The organism is Methanocella arvoryzae MRE50, from assembly GCF_000063445.1.
In the GTDB taxonomy this organism is placed as follows: Archaea; Halobacteriota; Methanocellia; order Methanocellales; family Methanocellaceae; genus Methanocella_A; species Methanocella_A arvoryzae.
Map to the genome: position 1 here is coordinate 2,518,749 of NC_009464.1, position 22,306 is coordinate 2,541,054.

Consider the following 22,306-nt stretch of genomic DNA (forward strand, 5'->3'; position numbering starts at 1 on the left):
CAAAGATGGGTAATGTTTTTGAGCTGTTAGATCCCCGTATACGGGAGGCGCTCTCCGAACTCGGGATGACCGAGCCGACGGGGACGCAACAGAAGGCTATTCCTGCCATTCTGAGCGGGGGCCACGTTCTTTTGATTGCGCCGACGGGCACGGGCAAGACGGAGTCCGCCCTGCTGCCGGCGTTTGATCTGCTGATGCGGATGAGCTCTGAGGAGCGGGAAGGCATCAAGGTCCTGTACATTACTCCGCTGCGGGCGCTGAACAGGGACATGATGAAGCGTATGAGGTGGTGGGCGGGGCGCCTCGATCTGAACATAGACGTGAGGCACGGCGATACCACCACTCACGAGCGGCGGAGGCAGGCGCTGAAGCCGCCCGACATCCTGATCACCACTCCGGAGACTGTGCAGGCTATGCTGATGGGCAGCCGGATGCGGGAGAACCTCAAAAGCCTCGCCATGGTGATTGTCGACGAAGTGCACGAGCTGGCCTCCTCCAAAAGGGGCACCCAGATGGCCATCGCACTGGAGCGGCTGGGCCGATACACTGAGTTCCGGAGGATCGGCCTGTCTGCCACTGTGGGCACGCCCGGGGAAGTGGCCAAATTTCTGGCAGGCACCGGCCGGGAAGCGCAGATCGTCGAGGTCAAACTGGCTAAATCTCTCGATTTTCACGTGACCTACCCGGAGACCATCGACAGCGACAAGCCTCTGTCTAAGAAGCTCCTCACCGACCCGGATATCGCCGCCCAGATCCGGACCATGATAGACCTGATCAAGAGGAACCGCTCCACCCTGATGTTCGTCAACACCCGGCAGTCCGCCGAGGCTATCGGCGCCCGTTTCAGGAAGCTCGACCAGGCCATAGCGGTCCACCACGGCTCCTTATCCAAAGAGGCCCGTATCGAGGCAGAGGACTCGTTCAAGGACGGCAAAGTCAACGCTCTGGTTTGCACCTCGTCCATGGAGCTGGGCATCGACATCGGCGACATCGACCACGTCATCCAGTACATGTCGCCCCGTGAAGTTTCCCGGCTGCTGCAGCGTGTCGGCCGTGCCGGCCACAGCATTGGGGAGACATCCAGCGGCACAATCATCACCATCAACGAAGACGACTCGGCTGAGGCATGGGCCATCTGCCGCAGGGCTTCAGCAGGCCAGATCGAGAACATCAACCTGTATAAAAAATCGTACGACGCGCTGGCCAACCAGATCTGTGCCATGGCTCTGGAGTACGGCGATATCAGCGCTACCTACGTCTACGAGACCGTATGCAAGGCTTACCCCTATGCGCAGCTATCCCGGAAAGAGTTCGACCGGGTACTACAGCAGCTTGTCGAAGAACGCCTGATCTTTTTAAGCCCCGAAGGGCTCATCGGCAGAAAGGCGAAGACCCGCACATACATGTACGAGAACCTCTCCATGATCCCGGACGAGAAGCGCTTCGACGTGTACGACGTGATCACCGGGCGGATGATCGGCACGCTGGACGAAGCCTTCGTCGTCAACTTCGCCGACGTGGGCGCCATCTTCATCACCAAGGGCGAGATGTGGCGGATCGTGGAAGTCACCGAAGACCGGGTCCGGGTCGAGCCTATCGAGAACCCGCAGGGAGAGGTTCCCTCCTGGACTGGGGAAGAAATCCCTGTTCCCTTCTCGGTAGCCATGGAAGTGGGCGCCATCCGGAGAACTGTGGCAGAGATGGCAGGTTCGCCGGAAGCCGACATTGTCAGGTACTTGACTTCAGCATATCCTACGGACGAGGCTACCGCGAGGTCTTACGTACGGTACGTGAAAAAGCAGGTGGCCGGCAATTACCCTGTTCCTTCCGATCAGCTGGTTACAGTAGAGGAAGAAGAGCGGACGATCATGATCAACGCGTGCTTCGGCCACAAGGTAAACGAGACCCTGGGCAGAGTCGTCACCGCCCTGCTTGCCTCCCGGTTCGGAGGCGGTGTGGCCATGGAGATCGATCCGTACCGGATCAAGCTGGAGCTGCCGAAGCGCATTCGGGCCGCTGACGTGGCGAAGATGATCGCCGACCTCGAGCCGATCTTCGTGGAGCCGATCATCGAGAAGACGCTCAAGAACACGCTGCTGCTCAAGTGGAAGATGGTCCACGTGGCCCGGAAGTTCGGCGCCCTGTCGAGAGACGTGGACTACGAGCGCATCAGCATGGAGAAGCTGCTGAACGTCTTTGAAGGCACGCCCATGTACGAGGAAGCGGTTAACGAGATCCTGCACGACAAGCTGGACATCGATAATGCCATCAAAGTGCTGGAGAAGATCCGCTCCGGGGAGATCAAGGTGCTCACCGGCAGGCTCAGCCCAATCGGAGACGCCGGCTTCACCGGGGGCAGAGAGCTGATGGCGCCCGAATCGGCCGACCGGTCTATAGTGCTGGCGCTGAAGGAGCGGATCATGAACGACCACGTGATCCTCTTCTGCCTGAACTGCAAGCAGTTTTCATCCAAACGAAAAGTAAAGGATGTCGAGGAGCGGCCTGTCTGTCCTCTATGTAATTCGAGGCTTATAGCGGCGCTCAAGCCGTGGGAGAAGGAAGAGGCCGACCTGGTGAAGAAGGCGGCAAAGAATAAGCTTGCCGAGCCCGAAATGGTCAAGGTAAAACGAGTCTACCGTAATGGCAACCTGGTGCTCTCTCACGGCCGCGTCGCCGTCATCGCACTGGCATCCAGAGGCCTCGGCCCCGAGTCCGCCTCACGGGTGATCGGCAGACAGCGCGAGGATGAAGAGGACTTCTACCGGGATATCCTGAAGGCCGAGAGAGACTACGTCCGGACCCGCAGGTTCTGGGCTTAAGCTTAATAATTTCTGAACCGGACTGATAAAAAAGATCGCCCGTAAGGGCGATATTCTGCTTTTATATGAGTTTCAGATTATCGGGCCTGCTTACGGCATTGCTGTAGGCGATACGACTGGCGATGCGGCTATGTCATCGCCCATAGTGGTGTCGTTGGCGACATCGGCTACGCCGGCAACTCCTGCCAGCATTTCGTTAGGTATTTCTCTCATGCCCTCGGAAGTGTTGATGATGCTGGTGTTGTTGCCGCTAAGAACATCCGGCCAGGGGGTAACGGTGCCAGCCATGCTGACATTCTGTGCATCTACGCTGGTCATGGGCCCGTCCACTTCGGCGGTCGGCGCCACAGTCGCCATGACTGTCGGTGTAACTGTAGCGTTCATCGCAGGCCCGCTAGTGCACCCGCTGAGCAGCGTGACCGCTGTGATCATCGCCACCACGGCGATTGCAATGTATCCACTCTTCATTTATTCTCCTCCTTAGAAAGCAATTAAATTACGACTAAATTTTTATTAAGAGATTTTTATATAAGTATATAAATTGTGCTCACGATAATAGCAAAATGGGTCTCTTAATAGAAGATATGGATGTTATCGCCATATCTGGCAGCGTCGGAGGCTAAATAATGTACTAATTGATCGGCACAGGTATAGTGGCTCAAGTGCCGATCTTCAGCGGCTCGCAAACCTGCCGCAGGGTGGCTATTGCCGAAAGGGCGGCCAGGAAGCTCGTTTTCGGGTTGGACCGGGCAGGCACGTTCTCAACGACCGTGTGCAATTCTCCAAATTCGCCGCGGACGGAGATCTCGTGGATGTTGCGCTTGATCGTGGGGTCTACCACGACCCGGACCAGCGTTCTCTCGAAGCCGATGCCTACGAGGCTCAGCGAGGCTGCCACATTGACGTTGGCCGGAAATTCCTTGATTGCGACGGCGGCAGGCCCGCTGAAGATCTCCGTGGGCTCGTCCATGCTGTCGACGTCGATGTTGTTCCTGACGATAAACGGGGCGCCCCGCAGCCCATCCCTGGGCTTCCGGGTGGTGATGGTGACACTGTCTATCTTGCAGATGGATGCCGCCTTGACGGCGTCCAGCCCTCCGATCGCCCCGGAAGGCAGGTAAATGCTACAGCAGTGCTCCTTTGCCATAGTCCGGATCGTTTCCAGCAGCTCTTTGTCTGCCAGTGCTCCCACGCTCATGATCATGACGCTTCTGGACCTGGAGAGCGCCGCGATCGCCACTTCCCTGACGGCCGACTGCGCTGCTGCTTCCACGACGAAGTTGGAAGCCTCGACCAGCTCTTCGAGCGGCAGGACTCTGGGCTTCGACTTCAGGGACGCGGCAAAGCTGGTTGCCTCCGCAGTATCCCTGTCGTAGATCGCCTCGAGCTTAGCGGGGACCGTGCCATTGTCGATAGCCCGGGCGATTTCCTTGCCAATCGCCCCCGCGCCAACTATACCGATCCTGAACATGTTCCTCGCAGGTCTCATATACTTTTATTGCTAAAATGATTTACGGTGCATGTATGCTCACTGTTGAACTCGAGCGCTTCATACTGGAAGACCTCGGCGAAGACGACGACTCCACCGGGATCGTCCCGCCCGTGGCGGCCAGTGCTAACATCGTATGCAAGGAAGATGGCGTGCTTGCAGGGCTCGACGAAGCCCTCCAGGTCTTCGAGTACTTCGGGCTGAGCCTCGAATCCCATTATGCTGACGGCAACCCCATTAAGGCAGGCGACGTCATCATGACCATCACTGGCGACGCCGCCGACATCCTTCGGGGCGAGCGCCTCGCGCTGAACTTCCTCGGCCGGATGAGCGGCATCGCCACCCTTACCCGGCGTTGTGTATCGAGAGCAGGCAACGCCAGGATCGCCGCAACCCGGAAGACTACGCCCGGGTTCAGGTCATTCGAGAAAAAGGCAGTCAAGCTCGGCGGAGGAGACACCCACCGCTATGACCTTTCCGCCGCCGTCATGATCAAGGACAACCACATCGCGATCATGGGCATAGAAGGAGCGATAGCGGCAGCCAAAAAGGCGGCCAGCTTCACCAAGAAGATCGAGATCGAGGTCGAGTCCGTGGAAGACGGCGAAAAGGCCGCCTCCCTCGGCGCCGACATCATCATGTTCGACAACATGGCCCCCGACAGGATCGCCGAAGGCGTGGCCAGAGTCAAGAAGATCAACCCCCGCGTCATCGTCGAAGCTTCCGGCGGCATAACGATGAATAATATCGGTGACTATGCCCGGGCAGGCGTCGACGTTATCTCCCTCGGGGCGCTGACCCGAGATGCGAAGTGGCTCGACTTTAGCCTTGACATGGAGACCAGCAAGTAAGACCTGAGTTTTCACCACAGGGTGCACGGAGAACGATTAACCACAGAGGCACAGAGGGCACAGGGACGCACAGATATTTTACCACAGAGGCACAGAGGGCACAGAGACGCACAGAGATTTTTCTAAAAATAATAAAATAGCAATCCCTTAGCGAGTAAGCCTCTGTGAGTCTCTGTGCCTCTGTGGTAACCAGTACTCTGTGAACCTCTGTGAGTCTCTGTGCCTCTGTGGTAAAATAGTATCTCTGTGTGTCTCTGTAGTGAAAAGGGCGAAAGTGAAAAAATAGTTAAAAGGCGTCCGGTGTTTAAGGACGCCCTGTACGCTGGTTTCTTATTCGCTTAAAGATTTGAGGATGCGGTCAGTGTCGACGTTCTCGTCGAACATGTTTTTCATGAGGTCTATCTTCTGGACGTTCTTGACCCTGACCGTGCGGAGGAGCTGTTCCATCCTGTCTACGAGGGTGGTGGTGTCGTCACTGGTCAGGATGACTGGCACGCCGAGCTCTTCTGCCCTGCCGAGCACCTGGCTGGGCGGGTACAGGTTGCCGGAGAGGATCATGATTCTCATCCGGGCTTCCAGCGCTGCGATCTGCAGGTCGGCACGGTCGCCGCCCGTGATTACGGCGCGGTTGTGCTTCCTCCTGAAGACCTTGATGGCGCTGTCTGCTGCCAGGGCGCCTACTACGATGCCGTCGACGGTGACGTCCATGTTGTTCTTGCCGGCGAGCACTTCGCCATTGAGGCCTTCTGCGATCTCTCTGGCCGAGATGGTCTGGAGAGCCCTGTTCCTTGGCAGGACGCCCAGGACTTTGATGCCCTTGCGGTCGAAGTAGGGGACGACCTTCTCCTTAACAAAGTTCATCCGCTCCATGCTGGTGTTGTTGAATATAATGCCCAGCACTTCCACATCTTTGGAGAGCAGCTTCATGTAAGTGGTGATCCGGTCTACCGTGAACTCGTCGCAGTACTTGGAGACCAGCAGGATCTTGCTCCCTGTGATCCGGGCAACTTCCGAGTCCGAGAGGCCCAGGACGGAACTGCCGCTCACGTCGCCTGCTCCCTCGAGGATGACTACATCCTTATTCCTGCTCACGTGCTTGAACGTCTTCTCGAGCTTCGGAACTAACTGCTTATCCTTGCCCTCAAGCACGTCTTCAAGGAGCTGGTGGGTGAACAGGATGGGCGAGATCTCGTCGAGGCTCTCGTCAAGGCCCAGCATCTTCTTCATGTTCAGCGCGTCGTCATCCACGAGCTCGCCGTTCACGTCCACTATGATGTTACCTACCGGCTTCATGTAGCCTACCTTGAGCTCGTTTTCCTTTAGCTTCATTGCGAGCGCCATACAGAGGGCGCTTTTGCCTGAATAGAGTTCTGTTGAACTTACCAGAATCGATCTCATGTCTATCCCATCCATGTGTGGGCTGATGCCCTCATCATTCTCATTTTTATCCTGATATGTATTACACGTTTAATCGTTATAAATTCTTCCGTCAAATGTTCATCTAACATGTCAGATTATTCCATCCGGTAATACTATCACTGCCAGATAATTATACTGTCAACTGTCCTGCTACCCCAGCCCATGACATATCCTGCATGCTACGCAGTAAAGCCGCCTGCCATTTTCCGCGGAAAAGCAGACTTCCCCTGACCGGGCGAGCGGTAGGAGCGGGGCAAATGGTTTCGGATATTTGATTGGCTATACATGGCGACAAGGATTTAATAATTCAAGTCCCTCTAACCTTGATCAATATCATGACTATGGTACGCACGACTTACTATGTGGAGGCTGACGCTCCCATAGCGAAGGTGGCGAAGGAGATCGCCGCCGAACAGTCTACAGGCACATGGACGGAAGTGGCCGCGGAGAAAGAAGTCCACGAGAAACTCGGCGCCCACGTGGTGAGCGCAGAGGGCAACACCGTGGTGATCGACTTTCCTGTTGAGATCTTCGAGCCAGACAACGTGCCCCAGATACTCTCCGTAGTCGCAGGCAACCTCTTCGGCCTCGGAGGCCTGAAGGCCTGCCGTCTGATGGACGTCGACTTCGGCCCGCTGACAAAATATTATAACGGCCCGGAGTTCGGCATCGAGGAAGTGCGGAAGATCCTCGGCGTCTACGACCGGCCGCTGGTCGGCACCATTATCAAGCCCAAAGTCGGACTCAGCCCGAAGCGCACCGCCGAGGTCGCTGAACAGGCGGCGCTGGGCGGACTGGACCTTATAAAAGATGACGAGACGCTGACCGACCAGAAATTCTGCCCGCTGGAGGAGCGGCTGACCATGGTCATGGACAGGCTCCACAAAGTCGAGGACAGGATCGGCAAACCGTGTTTTTATGCGGTGAACGTCACCTGCGGCGCAGACATGATCGTGGAGCGGGCGGAGAGAGCGGTCGAGCTCGGCGCCAACATGGTGATGGTAGACATCCTGACCGCGGGCTTTTCTGCAGTGCAGGCGCTGACCGACGAGAAAATCGGGGTGCCCATTCACATTCATAGAACCATGCACGGGGCCCTGACGAGAGGCAAATACGGCATCGCCATGCCTGTCATCTCAAAGCTGACGAGGATGTGCGGCGGCACTAACCTGCATACCGGTACTTATGCGGGCAAGATGGAGCGCAACGTCTGCGAGATCGACGCGTCGAGGGATATCTTAAGGAAGCCCTGGGCCGGGTATAAGCGCGTATGGCCCGTATCGTCCGGCGGTCTGTACCCGCAGAAGGTCAGGGAGAACCTGGACTGCTACGGCATCGATGTTATATTGCAGGCGGGCGGCGGGATTCACGGTCATCCGGAAGGGACGACCGTGGGTGTTAAGGCTATGTTCCAGGCCGTGGAGGCGTGGCAGCAGCAGAAGACGCTCGAGGAGTATGCAAAGACGCATAAGGAGCTGGCGGGCGCGTTAAAGCAGTGGGGGCCGTCGCAGTAAGCCGACAGCGCAGGGCTAATCCTGCGCTTACTCTTCTTTTAACTCAACAATAAGTGTTTATATCATCAGGCATTATCATCGATAAAGGTGCCAGTGCCATGAAGATCGCCATATTTCACGACCATTTCTCCTTCATAGGCGGAGGGGAGAAGCTCGTGCTCACTATGGCCAGGCATCTTGGCGCAGACGTCATCTCTACGGACGTCGACCGCCGGCTGATCGAGCTAATGGGGTTCGGGGACGTGAAGGTGATCAGCCTCGGGCGGTTGTGTCGCACTCCGCCGCTGCGGCAGATCCAGTCGACGATCAAGTTTGCATCGTGCGACTTTCGGAAGCAGTATGACTTCTTCATCTTCAGCGGCAACTGGGCGCACCACGCCTCTAACAAGCATAAGCCAAACCTGTTCTACTGTCATACTCCTGTGAGGGCTTTCTATGATCAGCGGGATACGATGGCGAAGTCTATGAATCCTGTCGCCAGAATAGCGTTTCTGGGGTGGACGGCAGCCCATAGCTGGCTGGACAGGAGATCTGTCCGCAGGGTCGACCGGATTGCCTGCAACAGCCAGAATACGGCAGGGCGGATTAAAAAGTATCTCAGCAGGGATGCCACGGTGATTTATCCTCCGGTGGATACTTCGAGGTACAGGTATATCTGCGACGATGGCTTCTGGCTCTCGGTAAACCGGCTCTATCCCGAGAAGCGGATCGAGGTGCAGATAGAGGCTTTCAGAAGGATGCCGGAGGAAAAGCTGGTCATCATCGGCAATTGCGGGGTGGGGGATCACTCTGTGGAATATGCGGCAGGATTGAAGAAGGATCTGCCACCGAATGTCACGGTGATCAGCGATGTGGCGGAGGAGCAGTTGATCGACTACTACGGGCGGTGCCGGGGGCTGATTATCACAGCAGCTGATGAGGATTTCGGTATGACTGTAATAGAAGCGATGGCAGCGGGAAAGCCAGTAATCGCTGTAGCTGAAGGCGGTTATCTTGAGACTATCGCAGATGGTGTAACCGGAAAGTTTATTGAATGCATCCCCGAGGATATCGTGCGCTCGGTCAAAGATGCAGGCAGGGGCTGGACGTGGTCGCAGGACGAATGCAAGAAACGCAGCGAAGCGTATGACACGTCAAAATTTATATGTGCATGCCGAGAGGCTATTAACAGGCTTGAGTGAAACTTATGGAAACGATGAACATCTGTGTGGCTACGTACAAGCTGTTTGAGGGTAATGGCATCGACGTATCTGTCATACAGTTCGCCAAAGAACTCGCACGCAAGCACAATGTTAAAGTGCTGGCCGTCGATGCCAGCGATAGCATCAAAGACCTTAATGTTCAGCGTTTACCTGCTAACCGGCCTGGTAAAATGAGGCAAATCGCGGCAGACATCGATCAGCAGAAGTTCGATCTGATCTCGACGCATTATACTCCGTTCGACATGGTGGCATCGCTTTGCCGGACGCCTCATTTCCTGCATGACCCCGGGGTGCCTCCGGTAACGACGACGAGGAAACCCTCCGATGTATACTTGTGGTCGCTGGTTAACACTGCAAGGATCATCTCTGCCAGAAAAGCCCGGGTCGTACTGCCCATATCGCAGTACCTTGCAGCCGAGTTCAGGAAAAAATATCTGTACCGGGGCAGAACAGAGATTCTGCCGTACTGCATTGATTTTCCTGAGCATGTTCCGCAGCCGGTTGACCTTCCGTTCGAGAAGTACGTGCTGTACGTGGGAAGGCATACGCATTACAAAAGCGTTCACGATTTGATCGACATCTTTGCCGAAGCCAGAAAAGAGATCGGCGACGATGTACACCTGGTGACGATCGGGCTCGGGGAGCCTCGTTATATGGAGATTCTAAAGCAGAAGGCGGCCAGGGCGGGCAATGTTCATATTATGGGGTTCGTGCCGGATATCTGGCCTTATTATGCGGGGGCGAGTGTTTATGCGACTTGCTCCCGGTGGGAAGGTCAGGACCGGCCCGTGATCGAGGCGCAGTATGCGGGTAAACCGGTGGTGTCTTTCAATAATTGCTCTCATCCTGAAGTGGTGGCATATGGTACGCTCGCATGGAACAGGTCTGAGTTTAAAGATGCGCTTGTGAAGTATCTGACGACGGAACCCGCCGGCTCCGGGGCGAGCGCTGAGATGGTACAACGGTATGCGCCGGCGAGGATGGCGGACAACTTCACGAGTATCGTGAAGCAGGCGGTGGGCGAAAATGGCACGTAAGAGGATCGCTATCGTTGTTCAGCGGTATGGGCCTGAAGTCCTTGGGGGCTCGGAGAGCCTGGCCAGATCACTGGCTCATCTGCTGTCCGACGTATATGATATCGATGTGCTCACGACGTGTGCGAAGGACTATGTTACCTGGAAAAATGAGTTTCCCGCCGGAGAGTCTATGGATGGGCCGGTCAGGGTTTTGCGGTTTAAAGTGGACCGGCAGCGGAGTAAGTGGTTTAATATCTATAATGCGCTGATGCTAAAGGTGCCTCACACCAGGTGGATGGAAGAGCTGTGGATGAGGATGCAGGGGCCTTATTCCTCAGATTTTTTAAACTATCTTGATGCAGCTGCTGATAACTATCAAGCTTTCATCTTCATGACCTACATGTACGGGACAACCTACTACGGTTCGAAAAAAGTTAAAGGCCGTTATTTACTCGTACCGACCGCCCACGATGAGCCGTTTATCAGGTTCAGGTTCTTCCAGGAGACTTTCGGAAGCAGCCGGCATGTAGTGTGCTTGACCGATGAAGAATTGGTGCTTGTCAAGAAAAATTTCAGGCTCCGAGACGACCGATTATCAGTCATCGGAGTGCCGATAGGCGAATGCCTCGGAGACTCCCGGAGCGCTGTAGAAAAATATGGTATAACAGGAAACTTCATCGCATATATTGGCAGAATCGATGTCATGAAGGGCGTGGATACGCTGGTGAAATACTTTAACCGCTATGCGTCCGAAAGCGACTCAGAGCTAAGTCTTGTTCTCTGTGGCAGCGGTCCGCTCAAAATTCCCTCTTCTGAAAAGATATATCAACTGGGTTTCATACCTGAAGCTGATAAATTTGGTATTATGCATGCGGCTCTCGCCACCGTACAGCCCTCTCGCTATGAGAGCTATTCAATATCTGTTATTGAATCTATGGCTTGCAGTACACCAGTACTTGTGAATGGTGAATGTGCTGTGCTGAAAGGGCACTGTGAGAAAAGCGGTGGCGGAATGACGTTTTTTTCATACGAGGATTTTAAAAGCTCTATGGATCGGCTGATAAATGATGCTGACTTAAGGCAGAGAATGTCATTGCTGGGTATTGCATATGTTAATGAGAATTATTCGTGCGATGTAGTGGGGAAAAAATATATATCGCTGCTTGACGGTCTTACAACTAAGCCATAGTTATTGAAATCGTCATCCCGATAAATGCTTTTGCAATAAAGGTATAAACATGTTTGATATTTGGGAATACAGGGGCCTGATCTGTAAGATTGCCGTTACAGATCTAAAGCTCAGATATAAAAACTCGGTATTTGGCCTGTTCTGGTCTTTGCTCCAGCCATTACTGATGTTCCTCATATTATTCTTTGTCTTTTCAACTATCTTCAAGGATAACCAGATCCAATATTACCCTCTATACTTACTTTTAGGTATAGTGTCCTGGGGATTTCTGGATAAAGGCACTGGATTTAGCCTGAACAGTATTGTCAGTAAGGGTAACCTCATAAAAAAGATATATTTCCCTAGAGAGGTCCTGGTAATCAGCGCATGTTTAACAGCGCTGATGATGTCTGCAATCGAGTTTGTCGTGTTTGGCGGCTTTATGGTTGCATATATGTGTATCCGGCAGACGATTATTTCGCCTGGTATTAGTATACTCTTGTTCCCTGTGCTCTTGCTGATCGAGTTTTTTATAGTGCTAGGAATTTCTCTAGGGATAGCTTCGCTAAACGTGAAGTATCGTGATGTCCAGTGGATCTGGGGCGTCATCATGCAGGCAGGCTTCTTTGCCACGCCTATTATGTACTCTATCGACATCTTTAAAGATAGCCAGTATGCCTGGATTCTGGCATCGAATCCGATCGGCGTACTAATGGAATTGATGAGAGACTCGCTGATCTATGGGATAAACAACACGGTTAGCCTCAATCTGATATGGTTTGTTGTTCTTGTATGTTTGATCGTGCTTGGAGCAGGGTGGCTGATCTTTAACAAGATCGAGCCAGAATTTGCTGAAGAGGTTTAACAATGCTTACTGGTAAAATAAATCGGACCGATGAGACACCTGCTATTGTCGTAAGAAACGTCAGTAAGGAATTTGTGATACCTCATGAAAAAAGGACGACCTTATTCGAGAATATCAAGGGTATATTTAGCCCTCCTTCCTATGAGAAGTTCACTGCGCTGAAAAATGTGGACTTTGTCGTTGAGCGTGGGGAATCTGTTGGTATCATCGGTGATAATGGTAGCGGTAAAAGCACGCTTCTTAAAATCATCGCAAAAATTCTCAGGCCTACAACCGGTAGCGTTGAAGTCAACGGTAAAATAACTCCCTTCTTAGAGCTTGGTGTGGGGTTTCAGCCAGACCTCACCGCCAAAGAAAATATAGAAGTTTACAGTACGATAATGGGCATCTCCCGGAAAGACATCGCAAAAAACATAGATAATGTACTTGACTTTGCTGGCATGTCAAAATTCAGGGATACGAAACTAAAAAATTTTTCATCAGGTATGCAAGTAAGACTGGCATTTGCAACCGCCATCCAGTCAACTCCTGACATCTTGCTGGTAGATGAAGTCCTGGCGGTCGGAGATATCGATTTCCAGCAAAAATGCCTTGACATATTTACCAACTATAAAAAGCAAGGCATTACGATGGTGTTCGTATCTCACGATCTAAGTGCAGTCCGGCGTTTCTGTGACAAAACCCTCTTGTTAAAGAACGGTAAGGTGGTAGCGTTCGGTAAAACGAGCGAGATCATCGATAAATACGTGTACGGGGCTAAAACTGAAGAGATCGCACCTGAAAACATCACTCATAAGGAAAGCGACGCCCCGGGTAATTCCATAGCCTCTGGTCTGCAGCAGGAAACTGATAAAAAACAAATGGAGGTAGATGGCCGATGGGGTAACCACAAAATTGTCATTAGTGATGTACAACTCTTCGATAAATACGGCCATCAGAATAATAAAATTAGCACTGGTGACTCCCTTACGATTAAGATTCACTATACTGCACATGAACCAATTCAGGAACCTGTATTCGGCATAATTATCTCATCAGACAATGATATTCTTTGCTATGGGACTAATACTGATATCGAAGGCTTAGATCTGGGTACAGTATCAGGTAATGGATCGATCGATATAGTCATACCCTTCATGCCATTGCTGAATGGTAAATTCTACATCACAGTTGCAGCCCACTCGAAAAATAATGTGACTTACGACTGGCTTGATAAAAAGTACTATTTCACGGTGATCAATACCGGGCGTAAGATTGGAATGACCAATATTAAAAGCGAGTGGATTATTGTCTAAATACTCTTTTCGTAGGCATGGGCATCAATAGGGTAGCAGTGTCATCGAAAAAGCCTCGGGGCAAAAGTTTAGATATCAAAAAATATTTATAACCAATCATCTAGTACTTAACAATATATCGATACGGGTATTGGTAATATTCTACTAGTTATAAATTACTAAATCAATACATTATCCGTTTAAAAATAAAAATGAATAGGTGTTAGGATGGATGACGCTTCTAAAATCAACGTTGACGAGATAATGTCTCAGATCAGGTCTGACATTAAAAAATATAAAAAAGAAGGTAGATACTCAAAGCGTATTTTTCAAAGTTCTTGCACACTTGCCTCAGTTAAGTATCCTGACACCGATAACCTCCGAATCAGCAGCGATATAAAAAATGACTCCTACCGGATTACCTCCCACCGAAAGATTGTTGGAATTTTTCTTAAAAAGGCCCGGCAGATCGTGAACGGGGAAGTAGCCCGCTACGTCGATCCAATCGTCCAGAAACAGACGGTATTTAATAACCTCGTAGTTGGCTATTTAAATAGCCTCGTCAGAGCAATCGAAGCGAACCAGTCGACGGCAAGGGATGAGCTTCGCCACGAGCTGTATAATGATCTCGAGGAAAAATTCTCTATCTTAGAACGCAGAATCATCAGTACAGATGAAAAGTTGACTGCCTTGGCACAAACGCTTAACCAGGAAAAGACAGAGCGTTTAAAATATATAAAAACAGAAGCTAATCGCGAGGTTGCTAAGAGTATTCATGATTCACTCGCAATAATAGATAAAGAGATTAACAATAAACAGTGGTTATTGAATTTACTGGATGGCCACGGTACCCGGGGAGCCGCTCAACAAAACCCCTACAACATCGACGAAGGTTTTTCTTCGCTTGACTATCCTTCCTTCAGCGACGAGATTGGCAAAGCCTGGCTACAAATCGGCGGCTATCCTCCAGTTAGCTCTAACATATTCGATGATTCGGTTAAGCTGTTTAAGAAATCGAATAATGTTCTGGATATCGGATCAGGCACAGGCCAATTCCTGGAAAAACTACGACAAAATGGCATCGATGGGTATGGTATCGATGTCTGTGAAAGTTATGTATCATATTGTAATTCTCTGGGCTTGAGGGTTATCTGTGTAGATGCGATAAGCCATTTAAAATCTCTCAAAGACAATTCTCTAGGCGGGATATTTATCTCGCAGGTCGTCGAACATTTACCCATTAAAAGCCTTGACGAGCTTATCAAGCTGAGCTATATGAAACTACAGCCCGGAGGACATCTGGTAATTGCCATGCCGAATATCACCAGCATGCTTGTGTCTACTAATCTCTTTTACTTGGACCCGACACACAAGACTCATCTACATCCGGAAGTACTAAAGTTCCTGCTACAAAGCAACGACTTCAAAAACCTCGAGGACCGGTATTATCAGCCTGTGTCCGAAAGTGTCCAGTTGAAAAAGATCGATCTGAGTAATATCACGGTTAGCGATGAACAAAGATCTGTGATCGAACACTTCAACTACAATGTCGACATCTTGAATAAACTTCTGTTCGGATACCGTGATTATGCTGTTATCAGTATAAAGTGATTAGAATGATCGATCGCATTGTTGAAGCTCAAAGGTTCGGATGTAAATGGGATAGGATGATACCAGGGGTACTTTTAGTATGAAAATTCTAATCTGCAATGAACGGTTTCTCTTCCGATACGGAGTTGATAGGGTACTACTGATCCTTGGTAAAGGGCTGAATGAACTTGGCTACACTGTATCGGTCATGGGAAACCACTTCGATCGGGAGATTGTCGAGACGTTTGCATCAAAAATCATTACTGTACCGACAGATAAAGAATATCGAAATGGAAACGATTTCACGCTCGAGTGGCTGAAGGCTAACTGGGATAAGTATTTCAAGGACGATACGCCTGACATAGTGCTGTTTGGTGGCTGGCCATTCTTTTCCTCCATCCCGTTCTTCCGCGAGAAGGGGTGTATCGTTGTATTCTCCGATCACGGTATGTGCCCCATGGACGGCTACTCGGGGTATCACCTTTCTGTGCTACAGGAACTTAAGCGCCTTAGAAAAGCCTACACCAGCCAATGCTCGGCCATCATCGGCGTAAGTGATTTTATTGTCCGGTCGCAAAGCCTTCCGGATGCTGGCAGCGAGGTGGATATTTCATACATCCTGAACGGTGCAGACCATATGGATATGAAAATCTGGCCAAAACTGCAGCTACGCATCGATAATGCCTCCCGGTATTCCGAGGACACTGTCCGTAACCTGCAGAAGAATGGCACAAAACTAATTCTTTTCCTGGGACGGTGGGAGCCTGGCTGCTATAAAAACTCGGAAGCTATTCTTGAGCTATTGCCATTGATCAGGAGCCGTGTAAATAATATTGCAGTACTGGTCCTTGGTGATCGGGAAAGCGTAAATGTGCCGGCTGAACTCGAAGGCTACCTTATACCGATTGGTTACCCAGATGACACAGAACTGCAAAATCTGATGGAGCAGGTCGATTTAGGGATATCTGTTTCGCTCTGGGAAGGGTTTAACCTGCCAATAGCGGAAATGCAATGGATAGGAAAACCTGTACTCGCTTTCAACATAGGCGCACATCCCGAAGTTATCCTCCATCCCTGGTATCTTTGTGAAAACACTACGGATATGGCTGGCAAAGCATGTGATATTCTTATTGGTAATGATCTGGACTCTGTCACTAAAGCCCAATCCCTGTTAAAGTTCCATGAATCTTTCAAGTGGTGCACGACCGTCGGAAAATATCACGAAAAGTTTATCGAACTTGCCAGGACGCATTATAGCATAAAGCAGCAGCCGCTGTCTATTATCATCGATGTAACCAACGCCAGCCGGGATCCCGCAAACTCGGGCGTAATCCGGGTTACGCGACGGCTAAGCCGAACCTTACAGGCGTACCTGAACCCGATTTTCGTTACATGGGACAATGAACAAGACAGCTATGTTTTATTAAACCGGCAAGAATATGAAACATTGGGTAAATTCAACGGACCGGTACTGGCGAATCCGGATGCTGTTTCTCAGCCAGGAAAGAGAACGCTGCTAAGCGACTATCTCATGGGTGGCCTGAATTCTTCGCGCTGGCTATTGCTGCCTGAAACGGTAATGGAATCTTCCGGCCGAATGATCCGGAAGTGGGCCAGAGATAATGGTATTAAGCTTGCCGCAATTTTCTACGACTCGATTCCGATACAACACCCTGAACTTTGTAAGGATACTCTTGTACGTGAAAATCACAGTGATTACATGCTGGGCCTTGCACAATGCGATGTTGTAATTCCAATATCTGGTTTTTCTGCCACCTGCCTGAAAACCTTCTGGGAAGATCACCATGTCAAAGGATGTCCCATAATCTCTGATCTGTTGCCCGGTGAGTTTGGCGGCTCTAAAAGGCCGGCGGAGCCAAAAGCATGTCAGGGAACAGTAAAAATGCTGTGTGTATCGACCCTTGAGCCGAGAAAGAATCATCGTATGCTAATCGAGGCATGTCTGCTTATGGAGAAAAATCATCCAGAGCTAAACTGGCAGCTTACCCTCGTTGGCAACAGGTATGCAGGAGCTTATGATATTGCTGAATATGTACAACGGGTTGCAGCGACAAATCCCCGGATCAAGTGGCTCGGAATTGTCGACGATGCGACGCTTGACCGACTGTATGCTGAAGCGACGTTTACCGTATACCCCTCAATCGTCGAAGGCTTTGGTATGCCCATTATCGAGAGCATCTGGTATGGGCGGCCGTGTATTTGCTCGAACGGCGGAGTGATGGCAGAGCTTGCGAGCGAAGGGGGATGCCTTACGACGGATGTTACTAACCCGGAAGTCCTCTCCCGTGATCTATACCGGCTTGCAACCGACTCCAGCCTGCGTGCAAGGCTGTCGCAGGAAGCTTTACAGCGTAAAGTAAAAACATGGGATCAGTATGTACAACAATTCCTCTCGATTCTCGACTCACGGACGGTTATGTTGAATGTCAATGGTAAAAAAATGAGAGATGTTATGGTAAGTAAAAGCTGGGAAAACATTCTCTACGAGAATTGTTTGTGCGACAACTGGCAGATGAACCACTCCGAACGATTAGCTATCCTCGGAGTTCTATCGCGCATTAAACCGACCTGCTGTATTGAAGTCGGAACGTATAAAGGAGGTAGCTTATCGCTCATCTCGCAATACTCTGACATTGTCTTCTCTATAGACATCGATCCGGGTATCCCTGAAAAATTTGGGTACTTTGACAATGTGCGATTCCTGACGGGGCCATCATCGGTACTTCTGCCCGCACTGTTAAAGTGCCTGGACGAGGAAAACTTACCTGTAGACTTTATCCTGATTGATGGTGATCACTCTGCTGAAGGCATTAAAAGGGATATCGAATCTGTGCTGGCATACGTTCCCAAGAAACCCTTGTTTGTCATGATGCACGACAGCTTCAACCCAGAGTGCCGCAGGGGTATGATAGAAGCTCCATGGGATAAATCACCGTACGTGGAGTGGGTTGACATCGACTTTATCCCTGGTCGAGTTATCGAGGCTGACCCTGCTTCAAGAGGGGAAATGTGGGGAGGGCTGGCACTGGCCTATCTGAAACCTGCCATTCGACAACAGCCGCTATGTATCAACCAGTCTTCGAGCGGTGTTTTTGAACACCTGAAAACCCAGAGTCTGTTCAAGTAGTCCCAATAATGGGAGATAGTCTTCATGGGAAAAAAAATTATAATATGCTGTAATGCGTATCCCCCAAATTTTATTGGCGGGGCTGAGCTTGTTGCACATCAACAGGCAAAAGCGCTGGTAAAAATGGGAAACGATGTAATCGTTTTTACCGGTGACACAAAAACCTGCGGCGAGAGGCAGTCTCTACGGAAAGAGGTGTACGACGGTCTCACAGTCTACCGTATACACCTGACTCCTCAGGACTACAATAACGAATTCGTCAACTTTTCTCATCCAAAAGTCGATGAATATTTTAAAACCCTGATGGATGACTTCAGGCCGGATATAGTACACTTCCATAACCTTATCGGGCTCTCTGTAGGTATCATTCACATCGCCAAGCAAAAGGGTGCTAAAACTGTTTTAACCCTTCACGATCACTGGGGCTTCTGCTTTAAAAATACGATTATTAAACGCAATTCAACGATATGTACAGATTATTCACGCTGTGAAGAATGTATGCCTATAATACCTGGTGAAAACCATGAAAATATTCCGATCAGGATGAGAAAAGACTTCATCAGGCTGCAGATGCACGATATCGATGCGTTCATATCTCCCAGCAACTATCTTGCCAGCCGGTACATTGAGGCGGGTTTACCCCGAGAAAAATTTAATGTTATCTGGAATGGAATCGATGTCGAGCGTTTCTACCGGCTACAAAAAATACCGTGTAAAGGCCGCATCAGGTTTACTTTTATTGGTTACTTTGGACACCATAAAGGCATCAACACCTTGATCGAGGCGCTTGGATACCTCAAAGATACTAACAAATTTTTTGTTAACCTAGTAGGAAGTGGCGATCAAATGGACCTTCTAAAGCGGCAGGTGGCTACGATGGGCTTGGTTAACACAGTCAAATTTTGGGGCCGGGTTGATAATATCGATGATGCATACCGGGAAACCGATGTTTTCATCCTGCCCTCTATATGGCCGGAGAATCAACCGGTCACTATAACCGAAGCGATGGCTGGCAGGATCCCTGTCATTGCCTCAAACAACGGGGGTGTTTCTGAATTAATAGATGATGGGGTGACCGGATATCTATTTAAGACTGGCGATGCAGCGGATCTATCCCAGAAAATGGCGGAGTTTATCAAGGACCCCGGGAAAATATGCAACTTTGGTGAAAATGCATACGCTAAGATTGTCAGCAACACAACCGAGCGTCAGGTCTCTAAAATTGTAGAGTTATATGATCGCATATCTCATCATTCTGCTTCCGTCGATAACCGTTTCTCGATATTCGCCTGCTGCGGAAAACGTCTGAACTCTCACTCTCTGAATGCAATTCAAATGCTCTCCACAGATGATAATGATCAAACATTTTTCATCGTAATGAGCAGCTGGCTTCAGGCTGATCAGATCGAAAATTCAAAATTCTTCTGGGTAGTCGGAGATATCCAGGATATGAGTACATTGGATTACGCTCTATCTAAAAGTATTCCGCTCCTTGTTCCTGCGGATGACAGTACGCTGAAAGGTTTGTGCCGTTCAGGTAACTGCGGCCTTTATTATGAAGATGCTTTTGAGGCGGTTGCCTGTATAGAATTATTTACTACAAATGAGCCTGTCCGGGCAGCCTTAGGGTATAATGGTAAACGGTATGTGAACATCTCAAAAAATTGCATTTAAACTTTTTACTCATCACAGCAGCTTTTTAAAAAGGTATCCTTTGATACAGTAATTCCTATCTACTTAAGTTCTACCCAATCCCAGGCAATGGCAATGGGTCTCGGGTCATCGCTAACTCCTGCTTCTCTGGGGGACGTGGTATCACCATATTTAAAAGTGATTGTGTTATACCCATTTTCCACAATGTATTCACGAGATATTTCTACCGTATACTGATTCCATCCTTCTGTTATACTTATCTGACCGACGTAATTGTTATTCACATATATCTCAATCATCCTGTTCGAAGAGTCATACAGGAATGGTAAACATTTCATAGTTAGCGTTATAGTCTGGGATGAATTGTCCAAAAACTGTGTCGATACAATAAATAACTCTGATTGATTGCCCGATGACCAAACAATATCAAGTTCGTCGGACCACTTCTCCGGAGACGAAAATCCAGTACGCAGACATGGACTATACTTGTATTTTCCAATATCTATATATAATGTTTTATTAGCTTCAATAAAAGAAGTACCTCTAATCGCAAATGCTAACTGACGGTCATCGTTACTAACTGTTCCCTCAACATCGCAGGGTCGTATATTGTCTTCATTTGAAAACATCTTGATGGTATTATCACCCGGGACCAGGTTTACTGGTATGGTAATAACAGAATACTCTGGGCTTACTATCGATTCATATACTGTGGCATTATTTAATTCTACGAACAAATGCCGAGGTTTGTTTATCGATCGTATCTCAAAGCAAAATACGCCCTGACATTCGGTAGGTGAATAAATCCAAATTTCCGAATCATTGGTCATCCACCGGAAAAAATTACCATCATATTCTGGGTAATAAAAACCTGTACTCGCAAATGGCTCAAGATATAAATTTGTCTGATAAAGGCTGACATTATCATGTTTTTGGTAAATATCATATGAACGATGATATTTCTGGACTACTACTGGATCTGCGATCGATAGGGGGATGTCACTAACAATAGTAGAAGTATTCTTATTTAAAATATTGGCATACTTCGGTAAATTATAATGTGCGTTAAAATTTGGCAGGTAGTATTGGAAATGTCTGTATGAATCTGTGGCAACTAACATTGTATCATGTGGCGAATAATTGTATTTTATATAATCACAAGCTTGAATTGGCGCGGGTGTAATATTTGAAAGCAAATATGCATGGCTGAGCGCTTGGTATGCCATGATAATAACTGCGATCGAAGCGCACACATATATAATTTTCTTTATGTTACTATATCTTATGTTGTCAGTTAACCATACTATTGATGCACCAAATATAATTGAAAGTGGTGCGAATATCGGGAGGAGATATCTGGAAATATAAAGCTGATATATGGAAATATATACTAATGATGCTATTACTATCCATAGTATTAATAACGTACTATTCTTTTCTATATGTTTAATAGTTATTACATTCTTTCTTATGGCGATTACTCCAGCCATAATCACAATAGCTGCGAATATCAGTATACTGATAGTCCATCCATCCAGTAATATAGTAAAATAATTTTCTATCGTTTTTACTGTATATACGAATCTTTCTATAGCATCGATTTGTGTCCTTGCCAGACGTAGGTAATTTATAACTCCCCCACTTAGCAGTGAAGCCGGTACAAACCAAATCAAGCCCCCTATTGCAGCAAAAATTATTGATTTTATTATTGGTACTATCTCTTTTTTCCAGTACAGAAATGCTATTAGTAGTATGGCTACCAGAATAAAATTTTGTGGCCTAATTCCAACTGCATATGTTGCTAGAAACGCCCCTATATATAATAATTTGTTAGATCTCAAGCCGATATACAAACAATATACTGATGCAGTTAAAAACATTAAAAATACAATATCAGTCATTGCTATGATACTGAATACAAGATGGGCCGGAGTAAGAGAAATAATGATAGCTGATATGATCCCAACTTTTTCATTATACATCTCTTTTCCTAGGAGATATGTAAAAACAACTGATAAAGCTCCAGAAAACACGCTAAGCATATTTAATGTTAGCGTATCGTTTTGAAGTATCCAATTTATTACTGTGGCAAGGAATACATAACTCGGGTATCCTGGAGGATGTGGTTGATGAATCTCTAAGTTAAATTCGTGTAAACTCAGAGCATATTGAACGCTGTCCCATTCGTCTAAATACTTGGATACTAGAAATAACCGAATCAGAAGTGCAATGGAAAATAGCACCGTTACTATTATTAAATTTTTTCTATTAATTTGACTATGCATTTTTATAGTACCT

The 22,306-nt window shown here is 48.9% G+C and carries 15 protein-coding genes; 11 read left to right on the forward strand and 4 right to left on the reverse strand.

Annotated elements, in window-relative coordinates:
• Window positions 1–5 precede the first annotated feature (5 nt).
• Complete coding sequence (locus RCI_RS12390) at window positions 6–2,819, forward strand: DEAD/DEAH box helicase (protein WP_012036794.1); 2,814 nt, start codon at window positions 6–8, stop codon at window positions 2,817–2,819.
• A 90-nt stretch (window positions 2,820–2,909) separates the two neighbouring features.
• Here RCI_RS12390 and RCI_RS12395 read toward each other — a convergent pair whose 3' ends face one another.
• Both RCI_RS12395 and RCI_RS12400 read right to left on the reverse strand, forming a co-directional pair.
• Window positions 2,910–3,287 carry a hypothetical protein gene (locus RCI_RS12395; RefSeq protein ID WP_048198575.1) on the reverse strand — a complete coding sequence of 126 codons (378 nt, stop codon included), beginning with the start codon at window positions 3,285–3,287 and terminating at the stop codon, window positions 2,910–2,912.
• Window positions 3,288–3,477: 190 nt separating this feature from the next.
• Window positions 3,478–4,290, reverse strand: a complete 813-nt coding sequence (locus RCI_RS12400; RefSeq protein WP_012036796.1) for an aspartate dehydrogenase — start codon at window positions 4,288–4,290, stop codon at window positions 3,478–3,480.
• 53 nt (window positions 4,291–4,343) lie between these two features.
• On the opposite strand from RCI_RS12400, the gene nadC reads away from it, so the two are divergent.
• The gene (gene nadC, locus RCI_RS12405; protein ID WP_012036797.1) at window positions 4,344–5,159 is read left to right on the forward strand and encodes a carboxylating nicotinate-nucleotide diphosphorylase; all 816 of its coding nucleotides are present in this window, start codon (window positions 4,344–4,346) and stop codon (window positions 5,157–5,159) included.
• A 330-nt stretch (window positions 5,160–5,489) separates the two neighbouring features.
• On the opposite strand, the gene RCI_RS12410 is transcribed toward nadC, so the two are convergent.
• On the reverse strand, window positions 5,490–6,572 hold the full coding sequence (locus RCI_RS12410) for a phosphotransacetylase family protein (protein ID WP_012036798.1): 1,083 nt from the start codon (window positions 6,570–6,572) through the stop codon (window positions 5,490–5,492).
• A gap of 341 nt (window positions 6,573–6,913) precedes the next feature.
• Between RCI_RS12410 and RCI_RS12415 the strand changes: the two genes are divergently transcribed.
• The 9 genes from RCI_RS12415 (at window position 6,914) to RCI_RS12455 (ending at window position 20,029) form a co-directional block, all read left to right on the forward strand.
• A complete protein-coding gene (locus RCI_RS12415) occupies window positions 6,914–8,092 on the forward strand; it encodes a RuBisCO large subunit C-terminal-like domain-containing protein (RefSeq protein ID WP_048199334.1) in 1,179 nt (392 codons plus the stop codon).
• A gap of 98 nt (window positions 8,093–8,190) precedes the next feature.
• Entirely contained in the window at window positions 8,191–9,273 is a 1,083-nt protein-coding gene (locus tag RCI_RS12420; RefSeq protein WP_012036800.1) for a glycosyltransferase, read from the forward strand.
• 5 nt (window positions 9,274–9,278) lie between these two features.
• Window positions 9,279–10,331, forward strand: coding sequence for a glycosyltransferase family 4 protein (locus RCI_RS12425; protein WP_048198577.1), 1,053 nt, complete (start codon window positions 9,279–9,281; stop codon window positions 10,329–10,331).
• On the forward strand, window positions 10,321–11,499 hold the full coding sequence (locus tag RCI_RS12430) for a glycosyltransferase family 4 protein (RefSeq protein WP_012036802.1): 1,179 nt from the start codon (window positions 10,321–10,323) through the stop codon (window positions 11,497–11,499). The genes RCI_RS12425 and RCI_RS12430 overlap by 11 nt, the downstream gene beginning before the upstream one ends.
• A gap of 49 nt (window positions 11,500–11,548) precedes the next feature.
• Window positions 11,549–12,343 (forward strand): ABC transporter permease, encoded by a 795-nt coding sequence (locus tag RCI_RS12435; RefSeq protein ID WP_012036803.1) that lies wholly within the window; start codon window positions 11,549–11,551, stop codon window positions 12,341–12,343.
• A 2-nt stretch (window positions 12,344–12,345) separates the two neighbouring features.
• The gene (locus tag RCI_RS12440; RefSeq protein WP_012036804.1) at window positions 12,346–13,638 is read left to right on the forward strand and encodes an ABC transporter ATP-binding protein; all 1,293 of its coding nucleotides are present in this window, start codon (window positions 12,346–12,348) and stop codon (window positions 13,636–13,638) included.
• Between the two features lie 207 nt (window positions 13,639–13,845).
• The gene (locus RCI_RS12445; RefSeq protein ID WP_012036805.1) at window positions 13,846–15,228 is read left to right on the forward strand and encodes a class I SAM-dependent methyltransferase; all 1,383 of its coding nucleotides are present in this window, start codon (window positions 13,846–13,848) and stop codon (window positions 15,226–15,228) included.
• Between the two features lie 79 nt (window positions 15,229–15,307).
• On the forward strand, window positions 15,308–18,355 hold the full coding sequence (locus tag RCI_RS12450; RefSeq protein ID WP_012036806.1) for a glycosyltransferase: 3,048 nt from the start codon (window positions 15,308–15,310) through the stop codon (window positions 18,353–18,355).
• 24 nt (window positions 18,356–18,379) lie between these two features.
• Window positions 18,380–20,029 (forward strand): glycosyltransferase family 4 protein, encoded by a 1,650-nt coding sequence (locus RCI_RS12455; RefSeq protein ID WP_012036807.1) that lies wholly within the window; start codon window positions 18,380–18,382, stop codon window positions 20,027–20,029.
• Window positions 20,030–20,088: 59 nt separating this feature from the next.
• Here RCI_RS12455 and RCI_RS12460 read toward each other — a convergent pair whose 3' ends face one another.
• Window positions 20,089–22,293, reverse strand: coding sequence for an ArnT family glycosyltransferase (locus RCI_RS12460; RefSeq protein ID WP_012036808.1), 2,205 nt, complete (start codon window positions 22,291–22,293; stop codon window positions 20,089–20,091).
• Window positions 22,294–22,306 lie beyond the last annotated feature (13 nt).